We start from the raw sequence: 15,379 nt of genomic DNA, 5'->3' as shown, positions 1-15,379 counted from the left end.
ACCGCTCGACGGCAATCCCTTCGTCTCTCATGCCGGGAACGTCATGCGCCGATCCCGCCCTCCGTCAACAAGCTGGTTGCGGCAAAGTGACGACGCAGATCCCAAAAAGGGCCGATTTCCTCTGATCGAAGAATGAAAGCAATTCACATGCAGCAGCTCAACGCCAATTCGCTCGAATCCTACTGGATGCCTTTCACGGTCAACCGGGATTTCAAGAAGAAGCCGCAGATCATCACCGGTGCGTCCGGCATGTATTACCACATGAGCGACGGCCACCGTCTTCTGGACGGGATCGCCGGCCTCTGGTGCGTGAATGCGGGGCATGGGCATCCAAAAATCGTCGAGGCGATCCAGAAACAGGCAGCACAGCTTGATTTCGCCTCCTCGTTCGGGCTCGGCCATCCCCTTGCCTTCGAATATGCCAGCCGGCTGACGGCCCTCGCACCGGAAGGGCTGGATCACGTCTTCTTCACCAATTCCGGGTCGGAGGCCACCGATACCGCACTCAAGCTTGCCCTCGCCTATCACCATGCGCGCGGGCAAGGACAGCGGCAGCGCATCATCGGTCGCCAGCGCGGTTATCACGGCGTCGGTTTCGGAGGGCTTTCCGCGGCAGGCATGGGGCCGCACAAGAAGCAGTTCGGCATGCTTTTGCCGGGTGCTGCCCATATGCCCCACACGCATGATCCCGCCCGCAATGCCTTCAGCCGCGGCCAGCCAGGCCACGGCGCGGAGATCGCCGACGCGCTCGAACAGATGCTGCAGACCTTCGATCCATCGACGGTCGCAGCGGTGATCGTCGAGCCCATTGCGGCCTCGACGGGCGTGCTCATCCCGCCGGTTGGCTACCTGGAACGACTGCGGGAAATCTGCACGCGCCACGGCATCCTGCTGATCTTCGACGAAGTGGTGACCGGCTTCGGCCGCCTCGGTCATCCGTTCGCGGCCGACCGTTTCGGCGTCACGCCCGACCTCATCGCCATTGCCAAGGGCATGACGAACGGTGCGGTGCCGATGGGGGGCGTTATCAGTTCCTGCAATGTCTACGAGACGCTGATGGAAATCGCCCCGCAAGGGGCTGTGGAGTTCTCGCATGGATACACCTATTCCGGTCATCCGCTGGCTTGCGCGGCGGCCATGGCGACGCTGAACGTCTATCTGAACGAAGGCGTGTTCGAGCAGGCTGCGGCGATCGAGCCGGTCTGGCAGGAGAAGGCCCATTCGCTGAAAGGCCTGCCTGCCGTTGTGGATATCCGCAATCTCGGGCTGCTCGCCGGCATCGAACTTGGCGAAGACGTCGCCGGCGGCAGGGTCTTGGCGAAAAAGGTCTACGATTTCTGCTTCGAGCGAGGCGTGATGATACGGCCGGTAGCAAACACCATCGTTCTTTCTCCTCCCCTTGTCATTTCGGAGACGGAAATCGACATGCTCTTTTCGACCATCGCCGCCGGTTTGAAGACGTTGTAGCAGTGACGGCGGGTGGCTTGCGGGCTGGTATGGGTGCGGAAATCGAGATCAAAGGTCTGAGCTATGATCTGATCGACCTGCCCAGCCGGGGCAGGCGATGATCTGGCGCGCATGCCGAATATCCACCGGACACTGCTGGAGAACGTTCTAAGGACCGCCGGCGACGATGCATCTAAGGCCAAGGCCGTCATGCTCGCATGGCTGAATGCGGGCCGGAGCGACGCACTCCGCCCCGGGGATGTCCTGACCATCGAGGCTGAACCGGCCATGATTTCTCCCCGCTGCGCGGTGGCGGCGTCCGTCAGGCGAGCCGACGGCCTCTCAAGGACATTCAATACATCGACTGCAATCGAAACGAATGCCGAGGTCGAACAGCTGCGCGGTTGTGGCATCCTTTCCGCTCATCCTCAGGCGTTACCTTGCCGGTCAGTCACCGATGCTGGAGGGTCCCCGGATATTCTCCGGGCCTGAGCGTCCTGGAACTATCGCTCCTTCTCTCAGTTAGTGGGTCCCACACAACCAAAGAGGAAATGCGATGGCAGTTACATCCGAAACCCGCTCCATCTTCGTGACCGGCCTCAAAAACGCGCACGCCATGGAAAAGCAGGCCCTGTCGATCATGAAGCCGCAGGTGTCGCGGATCGAAAACTATCCGGAAGTGGCGGCCCGGCTCGAGCAGCATATTCGTGAGACGGAAGGTCAGATCGCCAGGGTCGAGGAAGTTCTCAAGAGCCTTGCGGAAGATCATTCGAGCTTGAAGGACATGGCATTGTCCCTCACCGGCAGCATGGCGGCGATGGGCCACAGCGTTGCCGGCGACGAAATCATCAAGAACTCGCTGGCCAATTTCGCTTTCGAGAACTACGAGATCGCCGCCTACAAGTCGCTCATCACCATCGCCGAACATGGCGGTTTTCCGGGACTGGCGCCGGCGCTGAAGAGCAATCTCGAGGAAGAGATCGCCATGGCCAAATGGCTGGACGACAATCTCAAGAGCGTGACGATGAGGTTCGCGTCACTCAAGGAAGCGGGCGAACGTGCAAAAACCTGACCAACGCGGGTCCGTTACCGACCGCTCCTGCGGACAGGCCCGCAGGGGCGGCTTTGCGGCACGACTGCCGGTATTCATGGAGTAGCGGAATCCGCTTCCACGGCTGTCAGGTTGGGCCAGGTAAGCGTATTCGTCGGCGTTGGCCGGGGCCGGATCGTCCTCAAAGCGCGAGCTCGCGTCGAACCGTCTCCAGGCGGTCCATGGCAATCACGCCGTCGGCGATCGTCGGCGCGGGTGTCGCCGCACCCCCAAGCGCGGGAACCACATCGGCCAGCAACGAATGGTAACCCTTGGGGTCCTCGTTGGCTGCGGCGGTAAAGTTCGGCTTCCAGGTCAGCGTGTCACAGTCCTCCTTCAGCGTTGCGCCCAGGTCGTCGATCTTGAAGGGCGGATTGCGATGCCAGCGGATTTCGATCACGTCATCCACCTCGATACGCTGGTGGTCACCCATCAGCTCGATCCGCTCGACCGGAGTGCCGCGCGACTGGATCGTACCCATGGCAATGTTGCCGATCGCTCCGCATTCGAACTCAAAGGCGACATGGAACAGCAGCCGGCCCGGAGCTTTCTCCACCTTGCGCGTCGAGATCGAACGAACCGGCGACACCAGAAAGGACGCCAGGTCCATGTAATGAACGCAGTGGTGCAGGAAAAAGCCAGTATAATCGACATTGCCGGCGAAATAACCCGGTGCCGTCATGTAGTAACCGGTGAGGCCGAGCACCTCCCCGAAGCGGCCGGACTTCACGATATTCGCCGCCATGCGGTTGCCGATCGAATACCGCTTCATGAAACCGAGCAGCAACGGCTTGTTCGCCTTTTCCGAAGCGGCGAGAAGCTCCCGCGCGCCGGCGGCGGAACCCGATGGCGGCTTTTCCATGAAGACCGGCAGGCCCCGTTCGAGCGCCGCCTTGCCGAAGGCGAGGTGCTGATCCGGGCCGACGGCCATCCCGACCGCATCGATGCCGCGGGTCGACAGCAGAGTCTGTGCGTCCGTCGTCAGGTTGGTGACGCCAAATTGCCGGCCCGCGTCCTTGAGGCGTTTGCCATCGATATCGCACAGCGCGACGATTTCGACGTCATGGCGCACGAGTTGGGGAAGCAGCATCTGGGTTGCGTGAACGCCGCAACCGATCCAACCGATTTTCAAAGTCATCGACGATATTCCGTAAGCAGGAGATGGGATTTCATGAATGCGCTGGAGGCCGCGAGGCGGTCGCTCTCATCCTCATGCGGCGGACGCCATTGGGCAAACGGCACGCCGAAGCGATCGTCGGTGCGCCGGAACGGTTCCAGCGAGACCGGCCCCTTGTAGCCGATCTCGTGCAGCGCCCGGCAGACATCGACCCAATCGGTAGAACCCGTGCCTGGGAAGCCGCGGTGGTTTTCATTGGCCTGGAAATGCACCAGCCGGTCACCGGCAAGCCGGATGGCCTCGGCGATCGAGCTTTCCTCCATATGCATGTGGAAGGTGTCGAGCATCAGCTTGACGGCTGGATGATCGACGGCATCCAGAAGTTCCATCGCCTGCTGCGTCGTGCAAAGAACGTCGCTTTCAAAGCGGTTGAGCGGCTCGACGGCCAGCAAAACACCCATTTTGGCGGCGTGGTCTCCGGCCTCCTTCAGGCCTTTGGCGCAACGCTCCTTACGGGCCAGCCGTTCGGCCTCGTCGACCGGCTGCGGGGCACGACCGGCGAACACGAGAGGATTGCCCGTCAGCGGCCCGCCGACGATCTTCGAACCGAGGCCTGCGGCGCAATCGACCGCATATTTCAGGTATTCGACACCGGCGCGATGGGCTTCGGCATCGGCCGAGGCGATATTGCGCTGCAGATTGACGCGGGCGGCAAGCACCACGCCGAGACCGGCGTCGGCGAGCGCTTTTTTCGTTTCCCTGACGTCGAGTTCGCCAGCTTCCGGGACCAGAAGCTCCACGAAGTCAAAACCGTGCCGACGCATCGTTGCGAAAAGCGGGAAGTGCTCGGCCGTGAAGGGCCTGGCATACTGCATGGAAATCAACCCGATGGGGTTCATTGTTACGTCCTCTTTTACATTCCGTTTCATCGGCTGCGCCGACCATTGCCTGTTCTCATCCCTTGACCGCGCCTTGGGTCAGCCCGCCGATCAGGCGCCGCTGCACGAGAAGAAAAAGGATGGTCGCGGGCATTGCGCCGACCACTGCGCCTGCCGCCAGCAGTCCCCATTCGATCTGGTATTCGCCGATCAGCGTCTGGATCGCGACCGTGACCGGGCGCACGTTGCGCCCGCCGAGCGTCAGCGCGTAGAGATATTCGTTCCAGGCGGTGATGAAGATGTAGATGCCGGTCGAGATGATGCCCGGCATGGTCAGCGGCAGGACGATCTTGCGCAGCGCCGTCAGGCGCGAGCATCCGTCGGTCATGGCCGCCTCGTCGAGGCTCTTCGGAATCGCGCCGATATAGCTTGTCAGCATCCACACCGCGAACGGGATCGCCACCGTCGCATTGGCGAGGATCAGGCCGAAATGGGTGTCGAGGATGTTGAAACGGCGCATCAGCACAAAGAGGGGCACGATGAGCAGCACGATCGGGAACATGTTGATCAGAAGGAACTGCAGCATCAACAGCTTGCGGCCCGGGAACCGGAAGCGCGAAAAGGCATAGGCCGCCGTAACCGATACGACCAGGCCAACGACGACCGTGCCGGCGGCGATGATCAGGCTGTCGAGCATGTTCTTGAGGAAGGATGTCTGCTCGATGAGCCGAACGTAGTTGTCGAGGCTCCAGCCGAGCGGCGAAAGCGACACGCCCGTGGCACCCAACACCGCGGTCGGCGTCAGCGATGTCAGGATCATCCAGGCGAAGGGCGCCATGGCGAAGAGGACGATCAGCAGGACCGGGAGGTCGGTGGTGACGATCCGGCGAAGTGTACTCTGTTTCATCGTTCCACCTCGCGCATCGTCCTGGAGAGATAGAGAACCACGAAGGCGCCCAGCAGGATCGTGAAAGTGACCGCGATCGCTGTGCCGTAGCCGAAATCGAGGTTCTGGCGCGCCTTGATGAAGGCATAAAGCGGCAGCGTGTGCGTGGCATAACCGGGTCCGCCGCCGGTCATCACGAAGATGACGTCCATGGAATTGGCGACCCAGATCACCCGCAGCAAACCGGCGGTCGCAAGCACCGGCGCGATGCCCGGCAGCGTGATATGGACGAACTGCCGCCAGGTGGAAGCGCCATCGATCGACGCCGCTTCATATTGGCTGCGCGGAATCCCCTGAAGGCCGGCAAGGATCATCACCGCGAAGAAGGGAAAGCCCTGCCAGGTCAGAGTGGCGATGATCGCATAGATCGCCACTTCGGGATCGGCGAGCCATGGAACTGCGGACTGGACGATCGACAGGTAGATGAGGATATCGTTGAGCACGCCCGTGTTCGGATCGTAGATCCAGCGCCACATCAGCGCGATCACGACGCTCGGCAGTGCCCAGGGAATGATGATGAGCGCCCGTGCCAGCCCACGCCAGGGAAACTCGCGATTGAGGAGCAGGGCCGCGACAAGCCCGAGCCCCATCTGCAACGGCACGGTCAATCCGATCCAGATGATGGTGTTCCAGAGCGCCGTCCAGAAGACTGGATCGTTGAACAGCCTGATGTAGTTGCCGAAGCCGACGAACTTGCTGGCATTGGGGCGAAACAGGATCAAGTCATAGAAGCTGGTCAAGACCGCCTGCACCATCGGCATGAAGACGATGACGACGGTGACCACGACGGCTGGAGCAAGCAGCAGATAAGGCAGAAGCCGCTCGGACCGCCATATGGCACGACGCTCCTTGGGAGTAGAGATCGATAGGGACATGCTCATCCTGCCTGTGGACCACGGCGGAGAAGGAGGTCCCGACATGTTGCTGCCGGGACCGGAGGCGACGTTTACTGGGCAAACAGCGTCTGCAACTGTTCCATCATCTGCTTGGGCGTGATCTGGCCGGTCAATGCCCGCTGCATGTTGATCTGCCAGGCCGTGTTGACGAATTCCGAGACCGCCGAGGTCTGCGGCAGCACCCTGGCGAACGGCAAGGATTGAACCGTCGCTTCGACGAAACGACGCTCGTGCAGCTTCCAGTCGGCAGAACCGCTCTTCGTGACCGTCAGCTGGCCTGTCGCGCCGTTGAAGGCGACGTTGTTCTGGCCTTCGGCCAGGAAGGAAATCCACTTCCAGGCCGCGTCCTTGACCGATGACGAGGAGAAGATCGCAAGCGACTCATCGCCATACGAGGTCCATTGACCATTGCCGCATTTCGGAACCGGCACGGCGGAAACCTTGTCGCCGAGAGCCGCAACGAGATCCTTGGACGAACCGATATGGTGGATGGTCATCGCCGTCTTGCCGGACTTGAACGCAGCGACGATCTCCTGGAAACCGTCATTCGGCGCAGACGGCGGAATGACCTTGTCCTTCTGGAAGAGATCTACCAGCCATTGGTTGGCGGCGACCGCCTCGGGCTTGGTCAGGCCGCCCGGCTTCAGCTCGGCGCCCTGGGACAGGACGAAGGCGCCCCACTGGTCCCAGCCGCCCTTGCCGCCGCGCAAGCCGAAGCCATAGGTCTGCGGCGCATTGGTGAGCTTGATCGCCGCATTGCGGAACTCTTCGCAGGTCTTGGGTGGCTGCAATCCGGCCGCCTGGAAGAGATCGGTCCGGTAATAGAGATAGAGGACCACGTACTGAATAGGCAGGTAATATTGCTTTCCGTCCGGACCCTTGTTCAGGTCGAGCAGGTTGTCCAGCAGGTCGGCCTTGCCCTTCCACGCGTCGAGCTGCTTGCCGATCGGCTCCAGCGCGCCCATTTCCGCAAGCCGGGGCTGCGCGAAGAGCTTCACCATCGCCGCGTCAGGCGCATTGCCGCCGACCAGCGCGGTATAAAGATTGTCGTAGTAGCTGTTCCACGGCACGTTCTCGGCTTCGACCTTGATGCCGGGATTGGCTGTCTCGAACTTCTTGACCAGGTCCGACATCGGGTTCGCGGGGTTGTCGAAATGGTACCAGAAGCGGACGGTTTCCGCCTTCGCCTGACCGAACGCGGCCGAAGCCGCAAGAGCGGCGCCAAGCGCGAGTGTCTTCAGAAATTTCATAGTCTCCTCCTCTTGATCGTTCACGTCATCGACGTTGTGTCAGTCGCGTTGCTGCACTGCCTGCGGCCGCCAACGCCTCCCGCGCGGCCGAAAGTTCATTGGTGTTCTGCAGGAAACCGTGGATGACGCCCGGCACGACGTGCAGCTCGTCGTCCCGGCCGAGAGCCTTGAGACGCTGGCTCAGGCTCAAGGTGTCGGAAAGCAGCGGGTCCACTGCCGCCGCCATCAGATAAAGCGGCGGCAACGCCACCAAGGCCGCATCGGACGCCGTAAGGGGGCAGGCAAGCGGGTCCTCCTGGACGGCGCGCTTACCGGCATAAAACGACCAGTAGCGCTGCATCTTGGCACGCGTGAGTGCCGGGCCTTCGGCGAAACGGATGTAAGATGCCGTTTCGAAAGAACGCGCATAAGTGCCGTAAAAGAGCAGCGCCGCATCCGGCAGCCGGCGGCCATCTGCCTGTTCATGCAGTATCGCTGCAAGAGCAATGTTGGCTCCCGCCGAGTCGCCGGAGATGACCAGGGGGCCAGGGCGGACGCCTTCGCCGGCAGTCACCTCGAAAAGACCTCGGAGCGTTGCAACGACATCCATGAGCCCGGCCGGATAGGGGGCTTCCGGCGCCAGCCGATAATCGGGCATCACGACCGGCATGCTGCTTTCCAGCGCCAGAACTCGCCCGCAACGCTCATGGGTTTCCGGCGAACAGAAGGCGAAGCCGCCGCCATGCACGAACAGGATGGCGCCATCCGCGGCATCCGGCGGCACGAACACCTTGAGACGACAGCGGGCCGAACCAAGGCGGGCATCTTCCGCTACCCAAACCTCCCCGACATTTGCCATGGCCGGCAGATTGACATTCCACCGCCCATTGGCGGCAAGCGTCTGTGCACGACCTTCAGCCGGGGAAAGGGTCGTCGGATCCGGCAGAGGTCCGAGTTCCGCCGCAACCCGCTGCGTCAGCACCAGCATTTCGTCCGAAAGCGTGTCCGACAGTTGAGAGAGGTCGTTCACTGGGTCGCCTCCGGGAAAACTTCCGGCCCGAGATCAACGATCGTCGCGATATGATGACGCATGGCGGCGGTCGCCCGTCCGGCATCGCCGCTTTCGATCGCGTCGATGATGCTGCGATGTCGCAATGCCGTCGCCTCGAGATCCCGCGCCATCGGGCTTCGAGAAATCTTGAACCGGTGATTATGCACGAGGCAGCGATGAAGGATCGGATCGAGTGCCGGCAGGTTGGCATCTTCGAAAATGCGCCGATGGAAATCGCGGTCGAAGGCCGCAAGCTCCAATTCGTCACCTGCCGCGGCCGCAAGCAGCATCTTGTCGAGGAGGCTATCGAGCTCCTTGACCAGCGTACGGCTGCGAGCGCGCATGACCCGCGCCATGCCGTTGCCCTCTATCTGCTGACGCAACCGGAACATCTCGATTGCCTCGTCTTCCGTGCATTCGGAAACCTGTGTCCCACGATGCCCCCGACGACGGACCAGCCCTTCCTCCTGAAGCTGCAGGAGCGCCTCGCGAACGGTGCCCTGACTGCACTGGAAGTGGGCCGCCAGCTCCAATTCCGTAAGGCCGGTTCCCGGCGCCAGCGTTCCGAGCATGATGTCGCGCTTCAGCGCATCAAAGGCAGCACCTGCCTTGGGCGATCTGATCGATGTCGATCTCGCGGAAAAATAGGCCATCTCACTCATCCAGCCGGTTGCGCATTTTAACAACTATCATTATCGATATTGATATCGATAACTGGCGTCAAGCTTGAAAATAGTCGGGAGAACATCGTGGCTGGCATAGCGTTGAAGAAGATCCGGAAGTCGTATGGCGCCCTGGAGGTTATTCACGACATCAATATCGAGATCCCAAGCGGCGAATTCCTGGTTCTCGTCGGCCCATCTGGATGCGGGAAGTCGACGCTTCTTCGCATGATCGCCGGACTGGAGCAGATATCCGGTGGCGAACTGGATATCGAAGGCCGCACGGTCAACCTGCTTCCGCCGGCCGAGCGTAACATCGCCATGGTCTTTCAGGACTACGCTCTCTACCCGCACATGAGCGTGCGGGAAAACATGTCGTTCGGCCTCAAGATGCGCGGCGGCGACGACCGGGAAATCGAAAGCCGCGTCGGTCAGGCCGCCGATGTCCTCAAGATCAGGGATTTTCTCGATCGCCGGCCGGCTCAATTGTCTGGCGGCCAGCGCCAGCGCGTCGCCATGGGCCGTGCGATTGTCCGTGAGCCGGCGGCCTTCCTGTTCGACGAACCGCTTTCCAACCTCGACGCTGCGCTGCGCGTCGAGATGCGCCTGGAAATCGCAAAACTGCACAACCGCATGAAGGCGACCACGGTTTATGTCACGCACGACCAGGTGGAGGCCATGACGCTGGCCGACCGGATCGTGGTGATGAACGGCGGCGTGGTGGAGCAGATCGGCAAGCCGCTCGACCTCTATCACAAGCCGTCGAGCCTGTTCGTCGCCCGCTTCATCGGCAGCCCGACCATGAACACCCTGCCGGCGAAGATCGCCTCCGACGGAGAAGGCCTGAAACTTCTGGGAAAGACTGCGGCCGGCAGCATTCCAGGCGCAAGGGCATTTGCCGGCCAGGAGGTCACGCTTGGAATTCGGCCCGAAGAACTGACCCCCTGTCCTCCCGAACAGGCGTGGTTCAGCGGCGAACTGATGGTGGCCGAACGGCTCGGCAGCCAGACCTATGGCTATGTCGAAGTCGGCCATTCGAAAATGCTGACCATCGAGTTCCCCCGAGATCGCGACATCACGGTCGGCGAAACGATCCATGTGAGGGGCAATCCCGAGAGAGTGCACCTATTCGACACCGGGACCGGCAAAAGGCTGAACTGAGCCTGGAGCCGTTCAAGCCGTTGGCGATCGCAGCAAGAACGACTGTCGCGCCTGCGCTGGCGGATGCCTCCACCAGCGCACGGCTGAGCGCGATCGCTCCCGTCACGAGAATGCGTTCACCCTGGCCCGCATCCACTTCAGCTCGCCAATCCAGATCAAAGGGCGAGAAGGGCGCCGACTTGCTTCAGGAATTTGTCGTCGCCGTCGTTTTGCCGGGCGTCGAGCATCGTCGCCGCGTCCTTGCCCGACGGGTAGCGAAGCTGGGCGGAGCCGTCGGTTACCATCGACTCCAGGCGTCGATGCAATAACGAGACGGTAGCGGCAGGGACTGCGGATCCCATTCTGGGGGGATTGACGGCAGCGGCGGGGCGATAAAACATGATAATAATTCTCATATTTTGTTGCGTGGCTAATCTATGGCGTTTAAGAAGCGCCAATCTCGACTTTCCATCCTGACGTTACCCGAGGCCATCATGACTGCGCATTGGAACGCCTCTTCCACAGTTCCGCTTGATATGACCGATGGCAACACCAACCTGCTCGATATGGCGATCCTGGCGCATTACGAAGAGCTTTGCGGAACTGTTCGGCGTCGAGGTCATGCCCCCCTCGCCGCTCAGGAAATCGTTCACGAGCTGTATGTCAGATTGCGGCAGAGGCATACGATCCTGGAAGGGAAAAAATCGCTCCGGGCATTCCTCATTCGCGCGTGCGTTAACCTCGGAATTGACGTGCACCGACGCCAGCGTTTGGAAATGCAACTGTTTTCCGGAACGGAGACGGAAGCGCTGCAGATCAGCGCGCCGGTATATTCTCCAGAACAAGCGCTCGACCTCGAATATCGATTGGCTAGGTTGAAGATTGCAATTATGGAAATGTCGGTGCAGCGACGGCGGGTTTTTGTCGCCAGCCGCGTCGGCCAATTGTCGTCGGATCAAATCGCAGCGCGCATGAAGATCAGCAAAAACATGGTAGATCGCCACCTACGCAAGGCGTATCTGCACTGCCTCGATCGCCTCGACGATACTCTTTGAACAAAAACTGCATCTGCCGCGAAAGTGTCCGCCCATGCCAGACAATCGAGCTCGCGATAGAAAGATGCGCGAGCAGGCTGTCGATTGGCTGCTGCGGCTTCAAGAACACCCCGAGGACTTGGACGCACAATCGGACTTCGAGCTATGGCTTGCCGGTGATCCGGCCCGTGCCGTCGTTTATGAACGTGCGCGTCGCGCCGTCGGAGACGCAACTCATCTTTTGTCAAGCGATCTGGAGTTTGCGGGCAAGGCAGCCCGCGGGCCAATGACCGGTCGACGCAATGTCGTCATGGCGATAACGCTTTTGGTGTGCAGCTCTACTGCATTCTATCTTGCGGACGGACCGGTGCGGCTGCAGGCGGATGTGATTTCAGGCGTCGCGAAAACGCAGAGACTGACGCTTGCCGATGGTTCGAGGATCGAGCTCAATGCAGATTCCGCCATCGCATTTCGTCTGGAAAAGGATCGGCGGCAGGTGCAGCTGCTGCGGGGCCAGGCCTATTTCCAGGTGGCCGCAGATCAATCCCGCCCCTTCACGGTCGTCGCCGGCAATGGCGCGACCACGGCGCTGGGTACCGCTTTTGACGTCAATCTGACCAGTGACGGCGCCCGTGTCGTCGTCACAGAACATGCGGTGATGGTTGGTCCAGAGGGCAGCCCCGAGACGCGCTGGGTGACCGAACGCCAGAAGATTGACTATGATGCGAATGGCCGGCCGGCTGAACCGGAGCCAGCCGACCCGGATATCGCCACCGCCTGGCGTCGAGGGCGCCTGGCATTCGATAACCGCCGGCTTGCAGCGGTGATCGAGGAATTCGCCCGTTACATTCCAGGCAAGGTCGTTGTTGCGCAGACCTCGCTTGCGAACAGGCACATTTCCGGAAGTCTTGATCTGACGGCTCCCCAGACAGCGCTGGACGGCTTCGCCAATGCCTTCGGAATCAGGATCACACGCCTTGGTTCGTATCTTACAGTGCTCAGTGAGTAATTTTTCCTAACGGCCTGTCCCTGGAGGGGGACCTCATGCGTCTAAAAACCAGACGCATATTTGAGACGGGACGGATCCGGTAATCCATGACATGTTCGACGCATAGATACAGCGCTCGCCCGCTGCATCGGCTGCTTGCAGTATTTCTTGCCAGCTCTGCCATCACCATTGCCGCGACCGTCGCTCACGCACAGCACGCGGGCGGCACCCAGCTGAATGTACCCGCGGGCAGCCTGACGACTGCATTGAACAGATTTGCGGCACAGACCAAGCTGCAGATCGTATTCGATGCTTCCGTCACCGCCGGCGTCAGTACCGCCGGCATTTCCGGACACCTGAGTACCGATACAGCCCTTTCCGGCCTGCTCGCCGGCACCGGCATCACTTATCGTTATAGCGGCGCCTCGATGGTGACACTGAGCAAGCCAGGTGCCGCCTCCATCGCCGAAGCGGATGGCGAAACCACGCTGGAGACGATCGTCATCAAGTCCGACCGTCATTATGGCGAGGGCAAGCCGAACGTTTCGGAGATTGGCAAGGAAACCATCGAGCGGGCACAGGCTTCCAGCATTCCCGAGCTTCTGAAAAAGACGCCCGGCGTGTCGATGGGCGGCGGCGTGCGCATACAGGGTCAAAGCATATCGATCCGTGGCTTCTCCCGCCAGTCGGATACCCGGATCCTGCTCGATGGCGCGCCGAAAAATTTCGAGAAATACGACCAAGGCACGATCTTCGTTGAGCCAGAGCTCCTTAAGCGGGTCGAGATCGAAAAGGGCGCCACATCGGTCCGTTACGGCAATGGTGGTTTCGGCGGTACCGTGAAAATGGAAACGAAGGACGCTGCCGACATGTTGAAGCCTAGCCAGAGCTGGGGCGCATGGGGCAAGACCGCCTACCAATCCGCCAACCAGGAATTCCTGGAAACGGGCGCGCTTTACGGTCGGTCCGATTTTGGCACGCCGATCACCTATGACGGTCTCCTGTCGCTGACCTGGCGCAAGAGTGATGACATGCGGATCGGCGGCGGCGAACATTACCTGTACTCCGACTCCGAGCTCGCTTCGGGAATGGTCAAGGGTGGTGCGGAATTCGACGGCCACGAGATCAATGCGTCGGTCATGTACGGCGAAAGTAACAACTGGGGACCGGTTGCGGCGATCCGCGGGCAACTGGATTTCACCCAAACCGATATCGATAGATACGGCTATTACGAGGCGGCTCGTCGACGGCTTGCTTGGCGGGAGCTGAAAGACCTCACATCCACCTTCGAATACCAATATACCGGCGACAGCGATCTAGTGAATAGCCGATTCATGGCGAGCTATTCCTCGACCGGCCAGCGCGCCACCCGCCCCGGCAATACCACCGCGAGCGCTTCCGTCGGCGGCATTGAGAATGAGGCCACCTATTCGGACCTTCATCTGGAGCTCGAAAACACATCGAATTTCACACTGGGCGGTCTCGGTCACAAACTGAACTACGGCGTGCAGTATAATGGCCACAAACGTGAAGTGACGATGTTCGACATCGTCAACGCCGCCAAACCCGATTACAATTTCGGTTATTATGCACCGTGGTTCATGCCCGAGGGCACACAGGATACGGCGTCTGCATTCATCCGCGACACGATCGAGGTGACCGACGCGCTGACGGTGACACCCGGTCTTCGTTTCGACTGGGTCCGTTCGGAAGGCGTTGAGAATGACGCACCCCGGTATAACAACCCTGCCGGCCTGCACGACTATTCGGCAGTGACGCATCAGGGCTTCACCCCAGCCATCAGCGTTGTATGGCAAGCGACGCCCGATATCCGGTTGTTTGCGGACTGGGCATACGCGATGCGGGCCCCCAATATCGACGAGATCTATTCGACGCAGAGCGCAGCAACCAGCGCTTCTGGAACGTCCCGCGACCTTGATATTGAGCGCAACAACACCATCAATATCGGCGCCGACTTCAATTTCGACGACGTGTTTCTCTCGGGCGACACGCTCTCGGCCCGGGTAGCCTTATACAACAACCGCGTCACCAACCCGGTTACGCGTCGCATCGGAACGGCCAATCTCTCGGGCATGGGCGCGATCGGGCAAGTGCCGTGGTACTGGAACACACCTTCCTATTACACCCGCGGCATCGAGATGCAGTTCCACTATGATACGGAAAAGGTTTTCGCGGATCTCGGCATGTCGTGGATGACGGGAACACGCAATGGCGCGATCAACAATCTTCGTGGCAGCGATACCTTTATCAACGATCTCGCGCCAGCAACGATGCAGGCTGCCCTGGGCTTCAAGGTTCCCGACCGTGATCTTTCCTTCGGTTGGAGCGCCACCCTGGTAGCCGATCAGGACCAGACGCCGTACAATCAGGATGGTCGAACCTATGCGCGACCGCCGGGCAAGGGATATGCGGTGCATACTCTCTTCCTCGACTGGACGCCGAAAGACGGGTTCATGAAGGATACGGAGCTGCACATGGCGCTCGAAAACGTGTTCGACAAGGAATATGAACCTTATCTTAGCGATGGCATCACCGCGATGCCGGGGCGCAACCTGAAGGTATCGCTGAGCCGGCGTTTCTAAAGCACTTTGCATGGCGTGGTGAGGCATCCAACTGAATGAGATTTCGCTGACGCGCGACATCTATGCAGTCTTTCGCCGCAGGGGCGACGTCCGTCCGACCGTATCGGTACTTCTGCGAGAAATCGAACGATCAAGCGATCTAGGCACGTCCTCTTCGCAGGAATGAACCCTTCCGCGGTCGGAATATTGTCAGAAGGTCGCCGTGCTGATGAGAGGGCGGCGAAGGCAAGGCGAGGGCTTCCCGAAGAGCGAGAATCCTCTTGCTCAAACAGCCTGTCTCCGTGTGTCCAGTCAATCCA

At 60.6% G+C, this 15,379-nt stretch carries 14 protein-coding genes; 6 read left to right on the top strand and 8 right to left on the bottom strand.

The annotated features are described in order from the left end of the window. The first annotated feature begins 132 nt into the window (after positions 1-132). Complete coding sequence (gene aptA / locus ACZ9EJ_RS22740; protein WP_476099885.1) at positions 133-1,467, top strand: omega-aminotransferase AptA; 1,335 nt, start codon at positions 133-135, stop codon at positions 1,465-1,467. A 535-nt stretch (positions 1,468-2,002) separates the two neighbouring features. Further along, complete coding sequence (locus tag ACZ9EJ_RS22735; RefSeq protein WP_046640582.1) at positions 2,003-2,518, top strand: ferritin-like domain-containing protein; 516 nt, start codon at positions 2,003-2,005, stop codon at positions 2,516-2,518. Between the two features lie 160 nt (positions 2,519-2,678). On the opposite strand, the gene ACZ9EJ_RS22730 is transcribed toward ACZ9EJ_RS22735, so the two are convergent. From ACZ9EJ_RS22730 to ACZ9EJ_RS22700, 7 genes are read right to left on the bottom strand one after another with little or no spacing between them, the layout of a single operon-like run. After that, positions 2,679-3,674: a Gfo/Idh/MocA family protein gene (locus tag ACZ9EJ_RS22730; protein ID WP_046633183.1), complete on the bottom strand. Its 996-nt coding sequence runs from the start codon at positions 3,672-3,674 to the stop codon at positions 2,679-2,681. Next, positions 3,671-4,552 (bottom strand): sugar phosphate isomerase/epimerase family protein, encoded by an 882-nt coding sequence (locus ACZ9EJ_RS22725; protein ID WP_046640581.1) that lies wholly within the window; start codon positions 4,550-4,552, stop codon positions 3,671-3,673. Before ACZ9EJ_RS22725 ends, ACZ9EJ_RS22730 begins: the two co-directional genes overlap by 4 nt. A gap of 55 nt (positions 4,553-4,607) precedes the next feature. Beyond that, positions 4,608-5,438 (bottom strand): carbohydrate ABC transporter permease, encoded by an 831-nt coding sequence (locus ACZ9EJ_RS22720; RefSeq protein WP_046640580.1) that lies wholly within the window; start codon positions 5,436-5,438, stop codon positions 4,608-4,610. Beyond that, positions 5,435-6,397: a carbohydrate ABC transporter permease gene (locus ACZ9EJ_RS22715; protein WP_370649735.1), complete on the bottom strand. Its 963-nt coding sequence runs from the start codon at positions 6,395-6,397 to the stop codon at positions 5,435-5,437. Before ACZ9EJ_RS22715 ends, ACZ9EJ_RS22720 begins: the two co-directional genes overlap by 4 nt. 26 nt (positions 6,398-6,423) lie before the next feature. Continuing rightward, the gene (locus ACZ9EJ_RS22710) at positions 6,424-7,623 is read right to left on the bottom strand and encodes an ABC transporter substrate-binding protein (RefSeq protein ID WP_046640579.1); all 1,200 of its coding nucleotides are present in this window, start codon (positions 7,621-7,623) and stop codon (positions 6,424-6,426) included. A 25-nt stretch (positions 7,624-7,648) separates the two neighbouring features. Next, a complete protein-coding gene (locus tag ACZ9EJ_RS22705; RefSeq protein ID WP_476099882.1) occupies positions 7,649-8,632 on the bottom strand; it encodes an alpha/beta hydrolase in 984 nt (327 codons plus the stop codon). Further along, positions 8,629-9,306 carry a GntR family transcriptional regulator gene (locus tag ACZ9EJ_RS22700; protein WP_046633172.1) on the bottom strand — a complete coding sequence of 226 codons (678 nt, stop codon included), beginning with the start codon at positions 9,304-9,306 and terminating at the stop codon, positions 8,629-8,631. The genes ACZ9EJ_RS22705 and ACZ9EJ_RS22700 overlap by 4 nt, the downstream gene beginning before the upstream one ends. Positions 9,307-9,402: 96 nt before the next feature. Here ACZ9EJ_RS22700 and ACZ9EJ_RS22695 point away from each other — a divergent pair, with 96 nt between their 5' ends. Continuing rightward, a complete protein-coding gene (locus tag ACZ9EJ_RS22695; protein WP_046640578.1) occupies positions 9,403-10,476 on the top strand; it encodes an ABC transporter ATP-binding protein in 1,074 nt (357 codons plus the stop codon). 155 nt (positions 10,477-10,631) lie between these two features. Here the strand turns inward: ACZ9EJ_RS22695 and ACZ9EJ_RS22690 are convergent, their stop codons facing one another. Further along, the gene (locus tag ACZ9EJ_RS22690; RefSeq protein WP_285229920.1) at positions 10,632-10,760 is read right to left on the bottom strand and encodes a hypothetical protein; all 129 of its coding nucleotides are present in this window, start codon (positions 10,758-10,760) and stop codon (positions 10,632-10,634) included. Positions 10,761-10,892: 132 nt separating this feature from the next. Between ACZ9EJ_RS22690 and ACZ9EJ_RS22685 the strand changes: the two genes are divergently transcribed. The 3 genes from ACZ9EJ_RS22685 to ACZ9EJ_RS22675 all read left to right on the top strand — a co-directional run bounded on the left by ACZ9EJ_RS22685 (position 10,893) and on the right by ACZ9EJ_RS22675 (position 15,080). After that, complete coding sequence (locus ACZ9EJ_RS22685; RefSeq protein WP_251090184.1) at positions 10,893-11,510, top strand: RNA polymerase sigma factor; 618 nt, start codon at positions 10,893-10,895, stop codon at positions 11,508-11,510. 64 nt (positions 11,511-11,574) lie between these two features. After that, a complete protein-coding gene (locus ACZ9EJ_RS22680) occupies positions 11,575-12,498 on the top strand; it encodes a FecR family protein (RefSeq protein ID WP_052764598.1) in 924 nt (307 codons plus the stop codon). Positions 12,499-12,584: 86 nt separating this feature from the next. Next, positions 12,585-15,080: a TonB-dependent receptor gene (locus ACZ9EJ_RS22675; protein ID WP_046640575.1), complete on the top strand. Its 2,496-nt coding sequence runs from the start codon at positions 12,585-12,587 to the stop codon at positions 15,078-15,080. The last annotated feature ends 299 nt before the right edge of the window (positions 15,081-15,379 follow it).

It is taken from the genome of Neorhizobium sp. USDA 3394, assembly GCF_056280385.1.
The sequence above is the reverse complement of the archived record's forward strand: the minus strand, read 5'-3'. Positions and strand labels throughout refer to the sequence as shown.

Bases quoted from the DNA above. Each gene is read 5' to 3' on its own strand.
- ACZ9EJ_RS22715 (WP_370649735.1), bottom strand. From the start codon at position 6,397: ATGTCGGGACCTCCTTCTCCGCCGTGGTCCACAGGCAGGATGAGCATG.
- ACZ9EJ_RS22735 (WP_046640582.1), top strand. From the start codon at position 2,003: ATGGCAGTTACATCCGAAACCCGCTCCATCTTCGTGACCGGCCTCAAA.
- ACZ9EJ_RS22725 (WP_046640581.1), bottom strand. From the start codon at position 4,552: ATGAACCCCATCGGGTTGATTTCCATGCAGTATGCCAGGCCCTTCACG.
- ACZ9EJ_RS22690 (WP_285229920.1), bottom strand. From the start codon at position 10,760: ATGGTAACCGACGGCTCCGCCCAGCTTCGCTACCCGTCGGGCAAGGAC.
- ACZ9EJ_RS22700 (WP_046633172.1), bottom strand. From the start codon at position 9,306: ATGGCCTATTTTTCCGCGAGATCGACATCGATCAGATCGCCCAAGGCA.
- ACZ9EJ_RS22675 (WP_046640575.1), top strand. From the start codon at position 12,585: ATGACATGTTCGACGCATAGATACAGCGCTCGCCCGCTGCATCGGCTG.
- aptA (WP_476099885.1), top strand. From the start codon at position 133: ATGAAAGCAATTCACATGCAGCAGCTCAACGCCAATTCGCTCGAATCC.
- ACZ9EJ_RS22680 (WP_052764598.1), top strand. From the start codon at position 11,575: ATGCGCGAGCAGGCTGTCGATTGGCTGCTGCGGCTTCAAGAACACCCC.
- ACZ9EJ_RS22685 (WP_251090184.1), top strand. From the start codon at position 10,893: ATGGCGTTTAAGAAGCGCCAATCTCGACTTTCCATCCTGACGTTACCC.
- ACZ9EJ_RS22730 (WP_046633183.1), bottom strand. From the start codon at position 3,674: ATGACTTTGAAAATCGGTTGGATCGGTTGCGGCGTTCACGCAACCCAG.
- ACZ9EJ_RS22710 (WP_046640579.1), bottom strand. From the start codon at position 7,623: ATGAAATTTCTGAAGACACTCGCGCTTGGCGCCGCTCTTGCGGCTTCG.
- ACZ9EJ_RS22720 (WP_046640580.1), bottom strand. From the start codon at position 5,438: ATGAAACAGAGTACACTTCGCCGGATCGTCACCACCGACCTCCCGGTC.